Below are 15,857 nucleotides of genomic sequence, written 5' to 3'. Positions count from 1 at the left end.
TTATTCCACTTCGGTGGCAAACTGTGAATCGTATAAATTTTTATAATATCCTTTTTCTTTGGTAAGCAGTTCTTGGTGTGTACCTTCTTCTACGATTTGACCTTTGTCCATCACAATGATTTTATCGGCATTCATAATCGTTGCCAAACGGTGAGCAATGATGATAGAGGTACGACCTTGGGTGATTCTATCCGTGGCTTTTTGGATTAATTCTTCACTGTAGGTGTCAATGGATGAAGTCGCTTCATCTAAAATTAAAATACTCGGATTACTCACATAAGCTCTCAGAAAAGCAATCAATTGACGTTGGCCGGAAGACAACATTACGCCGCGTTCTTTCACATCATACTCATAACCGCCGGGTAGCGTTTTAATGAATTTATGCACGCCGATTTTCTTTGCGGCTTCAATCACTTCTTCTCTGGAAATATTCGGATTGTTGAGCGTAATATTGTTGTGAATGGTATCGGCAAAAAGGAAAACGTCTTGTAAAACGATGGCAATTTGTTGGCGTAAACTTTCCAATTCGAAAGCATTAATGTTTTGATCGTCGACATAAATCACGCCCGAATTGATTTCGTAAAAACGATTCAATAAGTTGATGATGGTAGATTTTCCGGCGCCTGTGGCACCTACGATGGCGATGGTTTCTCCGGCCTTAACATTCAAGTTGATGCCTTTTAAGACTTCTTCTTTGTCGTTGTAGCTAAAGCGGACATTTTCAAAACGGATGTTGCCTTTGAAGTGATTGGCGACTACGGTTCCGTCTTCTTGTACATCTTTGTTGGTATCTAAAATATCAAAAACACGATTAGCAGCAATCATACCCATTTGCATCTCGTTGAACTTATCCGCAATTTGACGCAATGGGTTGAACAACATTCCGATGAACATCGTATACGAAAACAAATCGCCAAACGTGGTAAATTTATCGCCATCTAAAATATGAAAACCACCATAAAGCACTACGGCACCTAGTGTTAGCGACGAAATAATATCGGCGATAGGGAAGAAGATAGAGTTGTATAAAATGGTTTTAATCCAAGCCTTATTGTGTTTTTGGTTGATTTCTTTGAACTTTTCGTATTCAATTTGTTCTCGGTTGAAAAGCTGAACGATTTTCATACCCGTCACGCGTTCTTGCACAAACGTATTCATATTGGCTACCTGATTTCGCACTTCTTCAAAAGCCACTTGCATTTTTCGTTGAAAGATTCGGGTGACGTAAACCAAAATCGGCATCGCCAAAATCACTATCCAAGTCAGACGCCAATTCATGTAGAACATAAAAATCAGCACTACTATCATTTTCAGCAAATCACTGATAATCATGAACAAACCTTGGCTAAAAATGCGGGCAATTTGTTCAATATCAGAAACCGAACGCGTGACCAATTGCCCAACAGGTGCATGGTCAAAATACTTCATTCGGAAACTCAGCATGTGCTTGAATAATTTGGTGCGGATATCTTTGATAATATCTTGTCCGAGCCAATTGGCCCAATACACAAAATAGAATTGTGACAACGTTTCCAAAAGCAATACGATACCCATGATGGTAACATAAAACAGCAGTCCGTGTTCGTCTTTAGGCTTGATGTATTCGTCAACGGTTTGCTTTAACAAGTAAGGGCGAAGTGCGGCAAATACCGAAAGCGAAACGGCAAATAAAATCACTCCGTAATACCTTGCTTTATAAGGTTTGGTGTATTTTAAAATGCGTTTGAATAAATTAGTATCGAATGCTTTTGCCTGCATATTATTTTATATAGTCGTAATCAATTTGGGTTAAATATAAACCGTGTGCCGGTACCGAAAATCCGGCTTTGCCACGGTCTTTGCTTTCAATTATTTTTTCAAAATCGGCTAAGGTTATTTTGCCCAAGCCAATATTAATCATGGTTCCTACGATGGCGCGAACCATATTGCGTAAAAATCGATCGGCAGCTATGGTGAAAACCAATTTATTGCCTTCTTGTTGCCAATGGGCTTCAAAAATAACACAATTAAACGTTCTGACATCGGAATGCGTTTTAGAAAAACATTCGAAGTCACGGTGTTTGAAAAGAATTTGACAAGCTTCATTCATTTTGTCAACATTCAAAGGCAACTGGTGCAGCCAACTGCCATCGGTTTCAAAAGCATCTTTGAAAGTATGAATATGGTATTCATAGGTTCTTTTGGTAGCATCGAAGCGAGCGTGTGCTTCATCGTGCACTTTTATGATATTGAAAATGACGATGTCTTTGGGTAGAAAAGAGTTGAGTTTGTGGACCAAATTTTGGCTGTCTATCTCGGTTTCGTAATCAAAGTGGGCATACATTTTTTTGGCATGAACACCGGTGTCTGTTCGGCCTGCACCTACAATATCAATCTCTTTTTTTAGCAATAAAGATAAAGCTTTATTGAGTGTTTCTTGCACGGAAACGGCATCGGGTTGGTATTGCCAGCCGTGGTAATGGGTTCCTTTATAAGCTAATTCGATAAAATATCTCAATGTGAAAGTTCCAGAGTTTCAAAATGCCAAAGTTACAAAGTTTTTGGGTTGGGAGAAGCTTAAAGTTTTCTCAAAAAATATACTAATTTTACTTTGTAACTTTGCTACGATGCCACTTTGCAACTCTATGAAAAAAATCCTACTGCTTTCCGATACCCATAGTCACTTGGATGAGTCAATTTTGAAATACGTCCGTCAAGCCGATGAAGTATGGCATGCCGGAGATATTGGGGATTTAATAGTGACCGATACCATCAAAGCGATAAAACCGCTGCGCTGTGTATACGGAAATATTGATGATGATAAAGCGCGTATGGAATTTCCGTTGCACAATCGTTTTCTTTGTGAAGAGGTAGATGTTTGGATTACCCATATTGGCGGTTATCCCGGTAAATACAACCAGGCCATTCGCGCAGAAATTCAAAATAATCCACCGAAGTTATTTATTTGCGGCCATTCGCATATTCTGAAAGTGCAGTTTGATAAAAAGCTCAATTTGTTACACATGAATCCGGGCGCTTGTGGTATTTATGGATTCCATCAGGTACGGACAATGCTACGTTTTGAAATTGAGGGTTTCAAAATTCAGAATTTAGAAATAGTAGAATTGGGAAAAAAATAGTTGTTCAGTGTTCAGAAATAAGTGTTCAGTCTTTGTTATTAGTTTAGCCACAAATTAGAACGGATTAAACGGATTTGCACAGATTTGTTTTAATCTATGTTAATTAGTCAAATCAGTGTTATCTGTATGCCATATAAAATTCACTTCGTTATTTTTCGCAAACACCACTGAAAAATTGGGAGTGGGTAAAAATAAAAAACCTTTGATATTAAGAGGAGAATGCCTAGTGGATATTAGTTGTAAACCTTATAGTTTGGTTGTGTAAACTTCGCTTTGTGAAAAATAAAAAACCCAAACTTTCGTTCGGGTTTTTCGCAGCACTAAAAAACTAAGTTTATAGGTTTATCGCAATCGATCCACAGATTTTACGAGATCTTCATCCTTTTTGATGGCTTTGTTGGCCAAAACCAAAAGTACGATAGAAAGAATAGGTAGGAACATCCCAACACCTTTCTCAGAAACCGCGGCTTCTCCAGATGCGCTTAGTGTTCGATACACAAATAATCCTAATAAAATTAAATTCAATATCATATTCAATCTGCCCATGACAAATTGTTGTTGTCTTTTTGCGTGAGATAAGATGCTCAATAAGGACAGCGTACTACTCAATCCGAACAGTGCAGTGTAAGCAATATCCATCATAAAATAGAATGATTTACCCGATGCATCTTTCCATAAAGGAAACACAAAAGGTAAAACTCCTGTAACGATTAGACAAGCTATCAAATAATAAGTCTGTACTCTAAACATAATTATCAAAAAATGTTGGACAAAAATATAGTTTCTTTTTAAAAAATACTATTGCATGGTAAAATTTTATTTGTATTATTGCATAACAAATCCGCAAGTACTTCATCTTCGGACTTTTCTATACCAATATTTTCTACCCACATTTGTAGTATTTTCCAAAACAAAAATTAAATCAAAACAATATCCATGTTTGATATTTCCGCCTTAAAAGAAATGAAGCTTTCTGAGCTTCAAGATATTGCTAAATTAGCCAAAACCATTAAAGTTACCGGTGCCAAAAAAGACACGCTGATTGCGCAAATTTTGGAACACCAAAGCAAAGCTGTTGCCGAAACGCCACCCAAAGCCACTACAGACCCGAAGGAAAGTGAACCGGCAAAGCAAAAACCAACTGATAATAAAACCAAAAGAGCCCGAATTATACCTGAAACTAAGAAATCCCAGGAAAACAATCAAAGTGATTTGTTTGCTAATGAAGAACCAACCGCTCTAGCAGTAGAAGACCCAAGCGATAGCGAACGGGCAGAGCAAAAACCGGCTTTTGAAAATAAAAACCCTAAGTTCAAAAAACCTTTCGATAAAAAGAAGAATAATACTCCGATAGCTTCACAGCAACCAACCGATAGTGAAGTAGAAGTTGCCGAAAAACTCGCTGTTGAACAGACAGAATCTAATCCAAACCAAAATACCGACGGCAATCGCGAGCCAAAACATAAAAACCAAAATCAAAATGGAAACGGTAACGGTAACGGTGCCAACAATAATAATCCCAATTTTAAAGGAAAAAAACACCCCAATTTCCGCGATTCAGATTATGAATTTGATGGAATTATAGAAAGTGAAGGCGTTTTAGAAATGATGCCTGACGGTTACGGTTTCTTACGTTCTTCCGATTACAACTACTTAGCTTCTCCGGATGATATTTACTTGTCAACTTCTCAAATCAGATTGTTTGGTTTGAAAACCGGTGATACAGTAAAAGGAGTGGTACGTCCGCCTAAAGAAGGAGAGAAATTCTTCCCTTTGGTAAAAGTTTTAAAAATCAACGGGCATGACCCGCAAGTGGTTCGTGACCGAGTTTCTTTCGAACACTTAACCCCGATTTTTCCAAAAGAAAAATTCAACATCGCCGATAAACAAGCCAGTGTTTCTACCCGAGTTATGGATTTGTTTTCACCCATCGGTAAAGGTCAGCGTGGTATGATTGTGGCCCAACCCAAAACGGGTAAAACCATGTTGTTAAAAGACATTGCCAATGCCATTGCCGCCAATCATCCAGAAGTATATTTAATTGTATTGCTGATTGATGAAAGACCGGAAGAGGTAACCGATATGCAACGCAGCGTTCGTGGAGAAGTAATTGCTTCCACTTTCGACAGAGAGCCGATGGAACACGTAAAAATTGCCAATATCGTTTTAGAGAAATCAAAACGTTTGGTAGAATGTGGTCACGATGTGGTGATTTTGTTAGATTCGATTACGCGTTTGGCCAGAGCTTACAATACGGTGCAACCGGCATCCGGTAAAGTATTATCGGGTGGAGTTGATGCCAATGCTTTGCAAAAACCAAAACGTTTCTTTGGTGCAGCTCGTAACGTAGAAAACGGAGGTTCACTAAGTATTATTGCCACAGCCTTAACCGAAACCGGTTCAAAAATGGACGAGGTAATCTTCGAAGAATTTAAAGGAACAGGTAACATGGAGTTGCAATTGGACAGAAAAATAGCCAACCGCAGAATTTTCCCGGCTATCGATTTGACTTCGTCAAGCACGCGTCGTGATGACTTATTATTAGATGAGAAAACACTCCAAAGAATGTGGATTTTGCGCAAGTTCTTAGCCGATATGAATCCGGTTGAAGCAATGGATACCATTAATGATAAAATCAAGAAAACCAGAAACAACGATGAGTTCCTCATTTCGATGAACGATTAACGATAGATTCCCAACTCACAAGGTTGGGAATTTTTTTTGGCATGTACTTTGTAAAGTTTTCTTAAGATTGGCTTAAGAACCCCAATTGCATTCTCTTATGAAAAGTACCAGAACACTCAGAATTTTGACCTTACTTGGTTTTTTATTATTGTTGGCACCGTTTTATGATTCGTGTGATGGAAAATATGGGTTCGTTAGAGTTAATAATGATGGAAGTCCAATACAAAGAGAAAATACCTTTTCAGAAGATGTTTACGATTTTGTAATAAATGATGTGGCATTTACTGGTTTCGAAATCGCCAGCTTTACCATTGGAGGAATAATTGATACTACTTTTGATGAATTTAAAACAGAATGCTCAAAATTTTTCCAGAATCAAAATTGGTATAAAGAATTGTATATTCTTATTTCTTTACTTTTCGACTTTATAGTTTTGATTTCACTTTCAATAATAATAATATCGTTTACAAAAAAAACTAAACTGTTGCATAAATTGGCATTGACAAATAGCATTCTGATTGTATTAACTTTATTCTACATTATATTTTTAGAAAGTTCCTTCGACCATATCCGCCAAATCAAATGGGGATATTACGCTTTCATCATTACCAGTCTCCTCATTTTCTATTATTCCAAACCCAATAAAATCAGGACATAACTTCGTACTTCACACTTCTAACTTCGTACTTAAAATGTCATCTTGTCAGCCTAATTTACCCAAAACTGACAATTTATTCCTGATGACTGCTTGGCACAATAGTTGACATTTTCGAAAACGTACAACACAAAGTACTATTCACTCGTAGAGGAATAATCAAAAATAAATTAAAAGGAGAAAATAAAAATGGGAAAAATTATTGGTATCGACTTAGGTACAACCAACTCTTGTGTGGCCGTTATGGAAGGTGGAGAACCAGTTGTAATTGCTAACGCAGAAGGTAAAAGAACAACACCCTCTGTAATTGCTTTTGTAGAAGGTGGCGAAATTAAAGTAGGAGATCCTGCGAAAAGACAAGCGGTGACAAACCCAACCAAAACCATAGCGTCTATCAAACGTTTTATGGGAAACAAGTACACTGAAAGTGCTAAAGAAGCTTCAACTGTAGCTTATAAAGTGGTAAAAGGTGACAATGACACACCACGTGTGGATATTGACGGAAGATTATACACACCACAAGAATTGTCAGCCATGACACTTCAAAAAATGAAGAAAACTGCTGAAGACTATTTAGGTCACGCTGTTACCGAAGCGGTAATTACCGTTCCGGCTTACTTTAACGATGCGCAACGTCAAGCTACGAAAGAAGCCGGTGAAATCGCAGGTCTTAAAGTAATGCGTATCATCAACGAGCCAACTGCTGCGGCCTTGGCTTACGGATTAGACAAAGCAGGTAAAGACCAAAAAATTGCCGTATACGATTTAGGTGGAGGAACTTTTGATATCTCTGTCCTTGAATTAGGTGACGGTGTTTTCGAAGTATTGTCTACTAATGGAGATACACACTTAGGTGGTGACGACTTTGACCAGGTAATCATCGATTGGATGGCTAACGAATTCAACAGCGAAGAAGGTGTTGATTTGCGTAAAGATCCAATGGCATTACAACGTTTAAAAGAAGCTGCTGAAAAAGCAAAAATCGAGTTGTCATCTTCAACACAAACTGAAATCAACTTGCCTTATGTTACGGCTACCGCTTCAGGTCCGAAACACTTAGTGAAAACATTAACGCGTGCTAAATTTGAGCAATTGGCTGAAAGCTTAGTAAAACGTTCTATGGAACCTGTAATTAAAGCTTTGAAAGATGCAGGTTTATCCACTTCTGATATCGACGAAGTAATCTTGGTAGGTGGTTCTACAAGAATCCCGGTAATCCAAGAACAAGTAGAGAAATTCTTTGGCAAAAAACCATCTAAAGGAGTTAATCCGGATGAAGTAGTAGCGATTGGTGCTGCCATTCAAGGTGGTGTTTTAACAGGAGATGTAAAAGATGTATTGTTGCTTGACGTTACGCCTTTATCGCTAGGAATTGAAACTATGGGGAATGTAATGACTAAATTAATCGAGTCAAATACTACCATTCCAACCAAAAAATCACAAGTATTCTCAACTGCCGCTGACAACCAGCCAAGCGTTGAAATCCACGTGATCCAAGGAGAAAGAACCATGGCTGCGGACAATAAAACAATCGGTCGTTTCCACTTAGACGGTATTCCGCCTGCACCAAGAGGTGTGCCTCAAATTGAAGTAACTTTCGACATCGATGCCAACGGTATCATTAAAGTGTCGGCTACAGATAAAGGAACCGGAAAATCGCACGACATTCGTATCGAAGCTTCTTCAGGATTGACACCGGAAGAAATCGAAAGAATGAAAAAAGATGCGGAAATGAACGCTGAGTCAGACAGACAAGCCAAAGAAAAAGCAGATAAATTAAACGAAGCTGACAGCATGATTTTCCAAACGGAAAAACAATTGGGTGAGTTTGGCGATAAATTGTCTGAAGGAAACAAAACGGCTATCCAATCCGCTTTAGACGAATTGAAAGTAGCTTTCGAATCCAAAGATGTGGCGACTATCCAACCTGCTTTAGACAAAATCAACGAAGCGTGGAAAAATGCTTCCGAAGAAATGTACAAAGCACAAGGTGAAGGTCAAGCGCAAGAAGCCCAACCGCAAGCAGAAGCTCAAGGCGATAACACTCAAGATGTAGAATTCGAAGAAGTGAAATAAGTATTAAAACATTAGTACTAAGTATTAAAACCGTTCCATTTTTGGAACGGTTTTTTTATTTTAAAACCTTACCTTCATCTTTAGCAGTGTTTGGCATCTTCATGATAACAAGAGTATGGGGAAATGTTATGGCGGCTAAAAAGGAAAAAAACAGCGCTTTGAAAATTTCCTGATCTTTAAAAAAAATATAAAGTAGCATTATACCAATTAATGAAAAGAGCCAATAACCAAAGGCTGCTTTAAAGTAACGCATAAAGTTTTTCAAGGAATATTGTCCATACAAAAAAACAATCTGCTCTTTAATTGAAGGTAAGCTATGCCAAACAACAAAGTAGATGGCAAATGCCCAAATTAAATTTGAATTTCGGAATAGAATACCAAACAAAATTAAATAAACGATATTGGCTAAGATTTCACTTCGAAAATTTGAATTGTTTTTAAATAGGACAAAGCTGCTCACCAACAAAAGAACTCCAATCACAAAAAGACAGTTAGTATAGTTGACAAACTGAATGGATTCTTTTATAATCTGCTCCATGATCTTATTTACTTCGCCTTGATGAAAATAAAATAAAAGGAACAGAATAAATAATCCATATAATGTCTGAAAAACAACCTCTACTGAGAGCGTTTTTTTTGTACTCAACTTATTCCAATGTTGCTCTCCAAAATGATAAGCACTTATTAAAATGAATAACAGCAAAGCTATTTTTGGCAAACTGTAGAATAGCACAATCCCCGATAATACAAATGCAATATAGTAAGTCAGTATTTTTTTACCAATAGTAGCTGAACTATCGTTGTTAATTTTTGAAATTAATTGCAAATCATTGGATCCATGTAGTATTCCGAATAAGAAAATTATTGCAAATCCTATAATTTGTTGATATTCAATAGAAAAATAAGTGGTTATCCATAACCCAAAAAAACTCAACACAATGCCGAAATTGTTAGAATTTGTCATTCCGATAGATATTTATTTTGTTTAAAGTTAAATAAAAAAGGTTAAACATAATTATTTTTTTTGTTTAAAGTTTTATAGATTTGATTAAACAAATAATCCTAATTCTTTTTAATCATGACAAATTTATTTTTATCCACACCGCTCATTGCGAAAATGTTGCCAACTGATTATGTTGGTTTTACTTTCTTTATTGGATGTATGGCTATGATGGCTGCATCCGCTTTTTTCTTTTTATCCTTAAGCCAATTTGATAAAAAATGGCGTGTTTCTGTTCTAGTTTCAGGTTTAATTACTTTTATTGCTGCTGTTCACTATTTCTATATGAGAGATTATTGGGCAAGCTTTGGTGAATCACCAACATTCTTTCGTTATGTTGACTGGGTTTTAACCGTGCCACTGATGTGTTTAGAATTCTATTTAATTTTAAAAATTGCAGGCGCAAAACAGTCCTTGCTTTGGAAAATGATTGTCTACTCATTAGTGATGTTGGTAACCGGTTACTTTGGTGAAGCGGTTGATCCAACCAACGCTTGGGTTTGGGGATTGGTTTCAGGGATTGCTTACTTTGCTATTGTTTATGAAATCTGGATGGGAGAAGCTTCTAAATTGGCTAAAGCTGCCGGTGGTGAAGTTCTAGCTTCTCACAAAATTTTATGTTGGTTTGTATTAGTAGGCTGGGCAATCTATCCTTTAGGTTATATGTTAGGTACCGATGGTTGGTATACCGGCATCATAGGAAAAGGCAATGTAGATGTTGCTTACAACATAGCGGATGCTATCAACAAAATCGGATTCGGTTTAGTGATTTATAACTTGGCCGTAAAATCAACAAAAGACTAAATTTTAAGTTAATTGGTTGGAGCCGTCTTGCTGTTACAGTAAGGCGGCTTTATTATTTAGCACAGTTCCTATCAATTATTTTGTATATTCGATTCCAGTTTAACCCAAAATTGTAACCCATGAAGAGAATCTTTGTATTGGTATTAATTGCTTTGTTAAGTGTCAATGCCTACAGTCAAAAAAAGAAACCTGTTACCAAGAAAACTGGCGCTACTTCAGGTTTAGCCAAAGTAGATAACTTGGTCGCCGAAGTCAAAAAAGGAAACTTTCAGGTGACGATTAATGAAAACGGCAAAGAGAAAGATGCCATGATTGTTAAGGCAGCTGATGCCAAATTTGCGCCAACCAATTGTAAACTGACTGCTTTTACCGCAAACGGAACCAAATTGTATTTACTGACGTGGACCGAAATGGTACAAATCAAAACCAATAAAAAAACAGAAGACATTACCAATGTCTATTCGGTGATTTATGAAATTGCCAATAAAAAACAAGTGTTTTCCAATACACAAACGACCAATCATATTACTGAAATAGTTTCTTTAGGCGGAACAGCCGCTACAGAAACCCAGGAGAAAATCAGAAGAGACGGTTTTGAGTTTATTCTGAATCCAGATGGTTCAGTGACCCAAAAGAGTAAAAACCAACAAAACAGATGGGTTTATGATGTCGCTAAAATGGAGTTTGTAGCCAAAAAATAGTAAATAAAAAATCCCGAAGTACTCGGGATTTTTTATTTATCGGAACCAATTGCCAATAGAGTGGAAGATGCGTCCGAAGAATGTACGTTTAATTTCTATTAATCCCGTATATGCTTCTAGTATTTTGATTTCAATAATTTCGGTTTCAGTATTATTTACTATTATTTCTTCTGATCCATAGCCTACATAATTAAAAACCAAAGTATCTCCTTTCTTAGCTTTAATGGTAAACTTTCCGTCAATATCTGTTTGAGTGAAAGTATTACTTCCTTTTATTAGGACGACAGCACCTGGTAAAGGTCCGGTACTATCTTTTACAATTCCTGATACTTTAACTTCTTCTGATTTTGGTGTAATGATAAATTTCCCCAACATTCTGTTGTCGGTTTGTTCTGTTTTTACCGGTTCCTGAGCAGTAACCTCATGGGTTCCGATACCAATCAAGCTAACAATAGTAGCCGTAGTAGCCAACCAAATTGGGCTTTTTTCTTTGGGTTTTACCAAATCACGGTCGAGTTGAGAATTTAAAAACCGACCGCAAAGATTTTGGTTTTGTTGAAATGCGGTTACAATTTCACGGTCGCTGGCTTTGGTAAAATCGTGAACTTTTTTTTGACAAGAAGCACAGAATCTTCCTTTGTCAACAGCAGTCATTCGGTCCCAATTTTCATGGCAAGGCTGCGGAATAGAAATATTTATTTTGGTCATAATGATAGTCTTTTTATTTAAAGAGTATCATTGGAACCAAAAGGTTGGAAAGTGATTTAAAATTTATTCACTAACCTTAATTTCAAAAGTCTTATTCCAATTTTTACCGGTGACAAAAATCGTGTTGGTTGCTTTGCGATAAGCGATTCCGTTTAACACTTCCGCTTCTTTGTTGGTTACTTTAGCGCGCAAAGCCGATAAATCCAATACGGCTTCCACAGCACCGCTTTGTGGATTGATAACCGCTATGGCATCTTTTTGCCAAATGTTGCCATAGATTTTTCCGTTAATCCATTCCAATTCGTTGACACTTTTGATCTTGCTGTCATTGGTGTATACATTTACAAAGTCAACTAATTTAAGGGTTTCCGGATCCATGGTCCAAATTTTTTCGGTACCGTCGGAATGGTAAATCATTTTGCCGTCATTGGTCATGCCCCAACCTTCAACGGTCTTGTCGTATTTGAACGACTTTATTTTTTTCATCGTTTTGGCATCGTATACAAATCCTTCTCCATTTTGCCAAGTTAATTGATAAACTTTATCATTAATGATGGTGATACCTTCTCCAAAGTACTGTTGGTCAAGATCAACTTTTTTATAAGCTTTTCCGGTTTTGTAATCTACTTTAGCAAAATATGATTTTCCGTTTTGTCCGGTGCTTTCCACTAAAGTATCTCTATAAAATTCATAACCTTCTGTAAAGGCATCAACATCATGGTCATAAGTATTAACCACAGTATATTTTAGTAATTTAGGAGCAACAGCTGCTGCTACTTCTACGCGAGTCTTGGTGGAAACGGTATCGCCTTCAAAATAGACCAAGGCTTTGATATTTTGGTAACCCAATTTTTTTCCGGTTAAATCCAACGTGAATTTCCCGCCGCCTTTTACCGAACTTACTCTTTTATTGTTGGCAAAATAAACCACACTATCGATGGCTTTATTATGGGTATTTACCAAAGTAAAATCAACTTTTTCATTGGCTTGATACATCGCCTTTAAAGTGTTTTCATCAAAGCTGAAATAGCTTTCCTTGTCTTTTTGGTTGTCACAACCAATGATGTTTAGGGCTAAAAAAGTGGTTATGAATAGGTTATAAGCTTTCATTTTTCGGATTTAATTTTTCACTCACAAATATATTTATATTGCTCTTAAATTCTTGCAAAAAAATAAAAAGATTGTATATTTGCAGCGGCAAGTCCTACACGACCAGCTCCTGCAAAATCCTCCAGGATGGGAACATAGCAAAGGTATGTGGTTGTAGCGGTGCGATGTAGGTCGCTTGCCATTTTTTTTCAAAAAGTATCCCGAAGTTTGTCGGGATTTTTTATTTTTACTCGATATGGTTTTATCATGGCAAATAGTAAAATTCAATCTCAAAGAAACCTTTGCCATAGCCTATGGGAATTATACTTTCAGAGAAGCCTTAATCGTAACATTGCAAAGTCACGGTGAAAAGGGCTACGGCGAATGTACTTCAATCGATTATTACGATATTAATTTGGGCGATTTTGAACAATTATTGGCCAAAGTTAAAACCCAAATTGAAAGCCAAAAAACAATTCATCCCACCGGGTTTTATGCTTTTCTCTTGTCTTTGAATTTACCAAGTTTTCTGCGTTCCGCCTTAGATTGTGCGTATTGGGATTTGTTTGGTAAACTCGAGCGACAAAGCTTTTTGCAACTCAATCAAATCCATGACCATCAATTGCCGGAATCGTCGATTACCATTAGTGTGGATTCGGCTGAAAATCAAATTAAAAAAATAAATCAATCGGCTTGGTCTAAGTTTAAAGTGAAGTGCAACCATTTTAGCGAAAGCGATATCACACAATTGCTTCAACTGAATAAAAACATCGCTTTAGATTCCAACGGCAGTTTTACAGCTGAAGAATGTCTTTGGCTTGAGAACAATCAAAAAGTTTCTGAATTCACCTATTTGGAACAACCCATGAAAATAGGAGTAGAGCACTATTCCCATTTGCACGCTGACCAATTTGCCAATTGGATGGCTGATGAAGATTGCCAAGACATCACGGTTTTGAATGATTTGGTGCCGCATTATAAAAGCATCAATATCAAACTGGTTAAATGCGGCGGATTGACACCGGCGTTGGAAATGATTTCAAAAGCCCGAGCATTAGGCTTCAACATTATGATTGGTTGTATGACCGAATCCACCATAGGCATTTCAGCCGGAGCGGTTTTAGCGCCCTGGTGTGATTATGCCGATTTAGACGGCGCCAATTTAATTGCCAACGACATCGCCAAAGGAAGTCAGATTGTCAATGGTAAAATCCATCTGAGTGAAAATCACGGTTTGGGTATCAGAATACACTAAAAGAATTTTATCTTTAACCCATAAAATGACAAGCGTAACATGAGTAAAGTGGTACTGATTACAGGAGCTTCTTCCGGAATTGGAAAGGCGATAGGCGAGTTTTTATTTCACAAAGGCTTCACGGTTTACGGCACTAGTCGCAACCCTGAAAAAATCACCAATTCATTATTTCCCTTAATTGCTTTGGATGTTCGCAATGCCGAAAGCATTAAACATGCCGTGGATAAAGTAATTTCCGTTTCAAAAAGAATTGATGTGGTCATCAATAATGCCGGCGTGGGTATCACCGGACCCTTAGAAGAAATTCCAACGGAGGAAATCAAAAATAATTTTGAAACCAATTTTTTTGGCCCAATAGAAGTCATCAAAGCCGTTTTACCGCAAATGCGCGAACAAAAATCGGGTTTAATCATCAATATTACTTCTATAGCCGGTTATATGGGTTTGCCTTACCGCAGCGTGTATTCGGCCTCTAAAGGCGCTCTGGAAATCATTACCGAAGCGATTAGTATGGAAGTAAAATCGTTTGGAATCAACGTAGTGAATGTTGCCCCGGGCGATTTTGCTACGAATATTGCCTCAGGAAGATACCATGCGCCGTTACTTGCCGGTTCTGCCTATGAAACCACTTATGGCGATACGCTAAAACAAATGGACGAACACGTAGACAGCGGCAGCAATCCCGACGAAATGGCGATGGCAATTTACCAAATCATCAACGATAAGAATCCTAAATTGCACTATAAAGTTGGGGCGTTTATGCAAAAGTTCTCTATCGTTTTGAAAAGGATTTTACCCGATAGGGTTTATGAAAAAATGCTGATGAATCATTATAAATTAAACGGATAAGCTAAAATAGATAAGGGATAAGTTATTAGCAGAAAATAAGTTTCCTTTTTCAAATTAGGTGTTGTACTTTTGCACTGATTTTGCGTTAAGGATAGGAGCAAGTGCCATGCACTGCGGATAGCCTGACCCGAAGGGGAACGCCCAACATTTAAAAACACAACTTTTTACAAAACATTACACTATGAAATTTTTTATCGACACAGCCAACTTAAACGAGATTAAAGAAGCACAAGGACTTGGCGTTCTTGATGGCGTAACTACTAATCCGTCGTTGATGGCTAAAGAAGGCATTACCGGAAAAAACAACATCTTAAAGCATTATGTTGACATTTGTAACATCGTTGACGGTGACGTAAGTGCCGAAGTAATCGCTACTGATTATGAAGGTATGGTTAGAGAAGGTGAGGAATTGGCTGAATTGCACGAGCAAATCGTGGTCAAAATTCCAATGACCAAAGACGGTGTGAGAGCTTGTAAATATTTCTCTGATAAAGGTATCAAAACCAATGTTACTTTAGTATTCTCTGCCGGACAAGCTTTATTGGCTGCCAAAGCCGGAGCAACTTATGTATCACCTTTCTTAGGAAGATTGGATGATATCTCTACTGACGGTTTGGGCTTGATCCAAGAAATTCGCGATATTTATGACAACTACGGATTTGAAACGCAAATCTTAGCGGCTTCCATTCGTCACACCATGCACGTGGTTAACTGTGCTAAAATTGGTGCTGATGTGATGACCGGACCATTATCGTCTATCACAGGATTATTAAAACACCCATTAACAGATATCGGTTTGGCACAATTCTTAGCCGATTATGCTAAAGGGAATCAATAAGTTCAAGTTGTCGGTTGTCGGCAACTATGATTATAAAAAAAAGCGTCTCGAAAATCGAGACGCTTTTTTTATACTGAA

General features: G+C 37.4%; 15 protein-coding genes and 1 other RNA gene. 10 read left to right on the top strand and 6 right to left on the bottom strand.

Features of this window, described 5'->3' with window-relative positions:
- Together HA632_RS11210 and truA are read right to left on the bottom strand one after the other, a co-directional pair.
- Positions 1-1,758 carry an ABC transporter ATP-binding protein gene (locus tag HA632_RS11210; protein WP_176307287.1) on the bottom strand — a complete coding sequence of 586 codons (1,758 nt, stop codon included), beginning with the start codon at positions 1,756-1,758 and terminating at the stop codon, positions 1-3.
- A 1-nt stretch (position 1,759) separates the two neighbouring features.
- On the bottom strand, positions 1,760-2,497 hold the full coding sequence (gene truA, locus HA632_RS11205; RefSeq protein WP_176307286.1) for a tRNA pseudouridine(38-40) synthase TruA: 738 nt from the start codon (positions 2,495-2,497) through the stop codon (positions 1,760-1,762).
- Positions 2,498-2,624: 127 nt separating this feature from the next.
- Between truA and HA632_RS11200 the strand changes: the two genes are divergently transcribed.
- Positions 2,625-3,119 carry a metallophosphoesterase gene (locus HA632_RS11200; protein ID WP_176307285.1) on the top strand — a complete coding sequence of 165 codons (495 nt, stop codon included), beginning with the start codon at positions 2,625-2,627 and terminating at the stop codon, positions 3,117-3,119.
- A gap of 342 nt (positions 3,120-3,461) precedes the next feature.
- Here HA632_RS11200 and HA632_RS11195 read toward each other — a convergent pair whose 3' ends face one another.
- Entirely contained in the window at positions 3,462-3,872 is a 411-nt protein-coding gene (locus HA632_RS11195; RefSeq protein ID WP_176307790.1) for a DUF4293 family protein, read from the bottom strand.
- 183 nt (positions 3,873-4,055) lie between these two features.
- On the opposite strand from HA632_RS11195, the gene rho reads away from it, so the two are divergent.
- The 3 genes from rho to dnaK all read left to right on the top strand — a co-directional run bounded on the left by rho (position 4,056) and on the right by dnaK (position 8,535).
- Positions 4,056-5,804: a transcription termination factor Rho gene (rho, locus tag HA632_RS11190; protein ID WP_176307284.1), complete on the top strand. Its 1,749-nt coding sequence runs from the start codon at positions 4,056-4,058 to the stop codon at positions 5,802-5,804.
- A 97-nt stretch (positions 5,805-5,901) separates the two neighbouring features.
- Entirely contained in the window at positions 5,902-6,462 is a 561-nt protein-coding gene (locus HA632_RS11185) for a hypothetical protein (RefSeq protein ID WP_176307283.1), read from the top strand.
- A gap of 186 nt (positions 6,463-6,648) precedes the next feature.
- Positions 6,649-8,535, top strand: a complete 1,887-nt coding sequence (dnaK, locus tag HA632_RS11180; RefSeq protein ID WP_176307282.1) for a molecular chaperone DnaK — start codon at positions 6,649-6,651, stop codon at positions 8,533-8,535.
- A 55-nt stretch (positions 8,536-8,590) separates the two neighbouring features.
- Here dnaK and HA632_RS11175 read toward each other — a convergent pair whose 3' ends face one another.
- On the bottom strand, positions 8,591-9,499 hold the full coding sequence (locus HA632_RS11175; RefSeq protein ID WP_176307281.1) for a Brp/Blh family beta-carotene 15,15'-dioxygenase: 909 nt from the start codon (positions 9,497-9,499) through the stop codon (positions 8,591-8,593).
- Between the two features lie 114 nt (positions 9,500-9,613).
- Here HA632_RS11175 and HA632_RS11170 point away from each other — a divergent pair, with 114 nt between their 5' ends.
- Both HA632_RS11170 and HA632_RS11165 read left to right on the top strand, forming a co-directional pair.
- Positions 9,614-10,339: a bacteriorhodopsin-like gene (locus HA632_RS11170; RefSeq protein WP_176307280.1), complete on the top strand. Its 726-nt coding sequence runs from the start codon at positions 9,614-9,616 to the stop codon at positions 10,337-10,339.
- Positions 10,340-10,458: 119 nt separating this feature from the next.
- On the top strand, positions 10,459-11,040 hold the full coding sequence (locus HA632_RS11165; protein WP_176307279.1) for a hypothetical protein: 582 nt from the start codon (positions 10,459-10,461) through the stop codon (positions 11,038-11,040).
- A 36-nt stretch (positions 11,041-11,076) separates the two neighbouring features.
- On the opposite strand, the gene HA632_RS11160 is transcribed toward HA632_RS11165, so the two are convergent.
- Together HA632_RS11160 and HA632_RS11155 are read right to left on the bottom strand one after the other, a co-directional pair.
- Positions 11,077-11,748, bottom strand: coding sequence for a carboxypeptidase-like regulatory domain-containing protein (locus HA632_RS11160; protein WP_176307278.1), 672 nt, complete (start codon positions 11,746-11,748; stop codon positions 11,077-11,079).
- A gap of 63 nt (positions 11,749-11,811) precedes the next feature.
- Positions 11,812-12,858 carry a glutaminyl-peptide cyclotransferase gene (locus HA632_RS11155; RefSeq protein ID WP_176307277.1) on the bottom strand — a complete coding sequence of 349 codons (1,047 nt, stop codon included), beginning with the start codon at positions 12,856-12,858 and terminating at the stop codon, positions 11,812-11,814.
- Between the two features lie 85 nt (positions 12,859-12,943).
- On the opposite strand from HA632_RS11155, the gene ffs reads away from it, so the two are divergent.
- From ffs to fsa, 4 genes are all read left to right on the top strand, one after another.
- Positions 12,944-13,042: signal recognition particle sRNA small type (ffs, locus tag HA632_RS11150), an RNA gene on the top strand.
- Between the two features lie 51 nt (positions 13,043-13,093).
- A complete protein-coding gene (locus HA632_RS11145) occupies positions 13,094-14,092 on the top strand; it encodes an enolase C-terminal domain-like protein (RefSeq protein WP_176307276.1) in 999 nt (332 codons plus the stop codon).
- A 39-nt stretch (positions 14,093-14,131) separates the two neighbouring features.
- On the top strand, positions 14,132-14,941 hold the full coding sequence (locus HA632_RS11140; RefSeq protein WP_176307275.1) for an SDR family oxidoreductase: 810 nt from the start codon (positions 14,132-14,134) through the stop codon (positions 14,939-14,941).
- A 181-nt stretch (positions 14,942-15,122) separates the two neighbouring features.
- Positions 15,123-15,779, top strand: coding sequence for a fructose-6-phosphate aldolase (fsa, locus tag HA632_RS11135; RefSeq protein WP_176307274.1), 657 nt, complete (start codon positions 15,123-15,125; stop codon positions 15,777-15,779).
- Positions 15,780-15,857: the final 78 nt, after the last annotated feature.

This window comes from Flavobacterium sp. J49, from assembly GCF_011742145.1.
Lineage (GTDB): Bacteria > Bacteroidota > Bacteroidia > Flavobacteriales > Flavobacteriaceae > Flavobacterium.
The sequence above is the reverse complement of the archived record's forward strand: the minus strand, read 5'-3'. Positions and strand labels throughout refer to the sequence as shown.

Excerpts from the sequence above, each read along its gene's own strand:
- HA632_RS11210 (WP_176307287.1), bottom strand. The coding sequence starts at position 1,758 with ATGCAGGCAAAAGCATTCGATACTAATTTATTCAAACGCATTTTAAAA.
- HA632_RS11200 (WP_176307285.1), top strand. The coding sequence starts at position 2,625 with ATGAAAAAAATCCTACTGCTTTCCGATACCCATAGTCACTTGGATGAG.
- rho (WP_176307284.1), top strand. The coding sequence starts at position 4,056 with ATGTTTGATATTTCCGCCTTAAAAGAAATGAAGCTTTCTGAGCTTCAA.
- HA632_RS11185 (WP_176307283.1), top strand. The coding sequence starts at position 5,902 with ATGAAAAGTACCAGAACACTCAGAATTTTGACCTTACTTGGTTTTTTA.
- dnaK (WP_176307282.1), top strand. The coding sequence starts at position 6,649 with ATGGGAAAAATTATTGGTATCGACTTAGGTACAACCAACTCTTGTGTG.
- HA632_RS11175 (WP_176307281.1), bottom strand. The coding sequence starts at position 9,499 with ATGACAAATTCTAACAATTTCGGCATTGTGTTGAGTTTTTTTGGGTTA.
- HA632_RS11170 (WP_176307280.1), top strand. The coding sequence starts at position 9,614 with ATGACAAATTTATTTTTATCCACACCGCTCATTGCGAAAATGTTGCCA.
- HA632_RS11165 (WP_176307279.1), top strand. The coding sequence starts at position 10,459 with ATGAAGAGAATCTTTGTATTGGTATTAATTGCTTTGTTAAGTGTCAAT.
- HA632_RS11160 (WP_176307278.1), bottom strand. The coding sequence starts at position 11,748 with ATGACCAAAATAAATATTTCTATTCCGCAGCCTTGCCATGAAAATTGG.
- HA632_RS11155 (WP_176307277.1), bottom strand. The coding sequence starts at position 12,858 with ATGAAAGCTTATAACCTATTCATAACCACTTTTTTAGCCCTAAACATC.
- HA632_RS11145 (WP_176307276.1), top strand. The coding sequence starts at position 13,094 with ATGGTTTTATCATGGCAAATAGTAAAATTCAATCTCAAAGAAACCTTT.
- HA632_RS11140 (WP_176307275.1), top strand. The coding sequence starts at position 14,132 with ATGAGTAAAGTGGTACTGATTACAGGAGCTTCTTCCGGAATTGGAAAG.
- fsa (WP_176307274.1), top strand. The coding sequence starts at position 15,123 with ATGAAATTTTTTATCGACACAGCCAACTTAAACGAGATTAAAGAAGCA.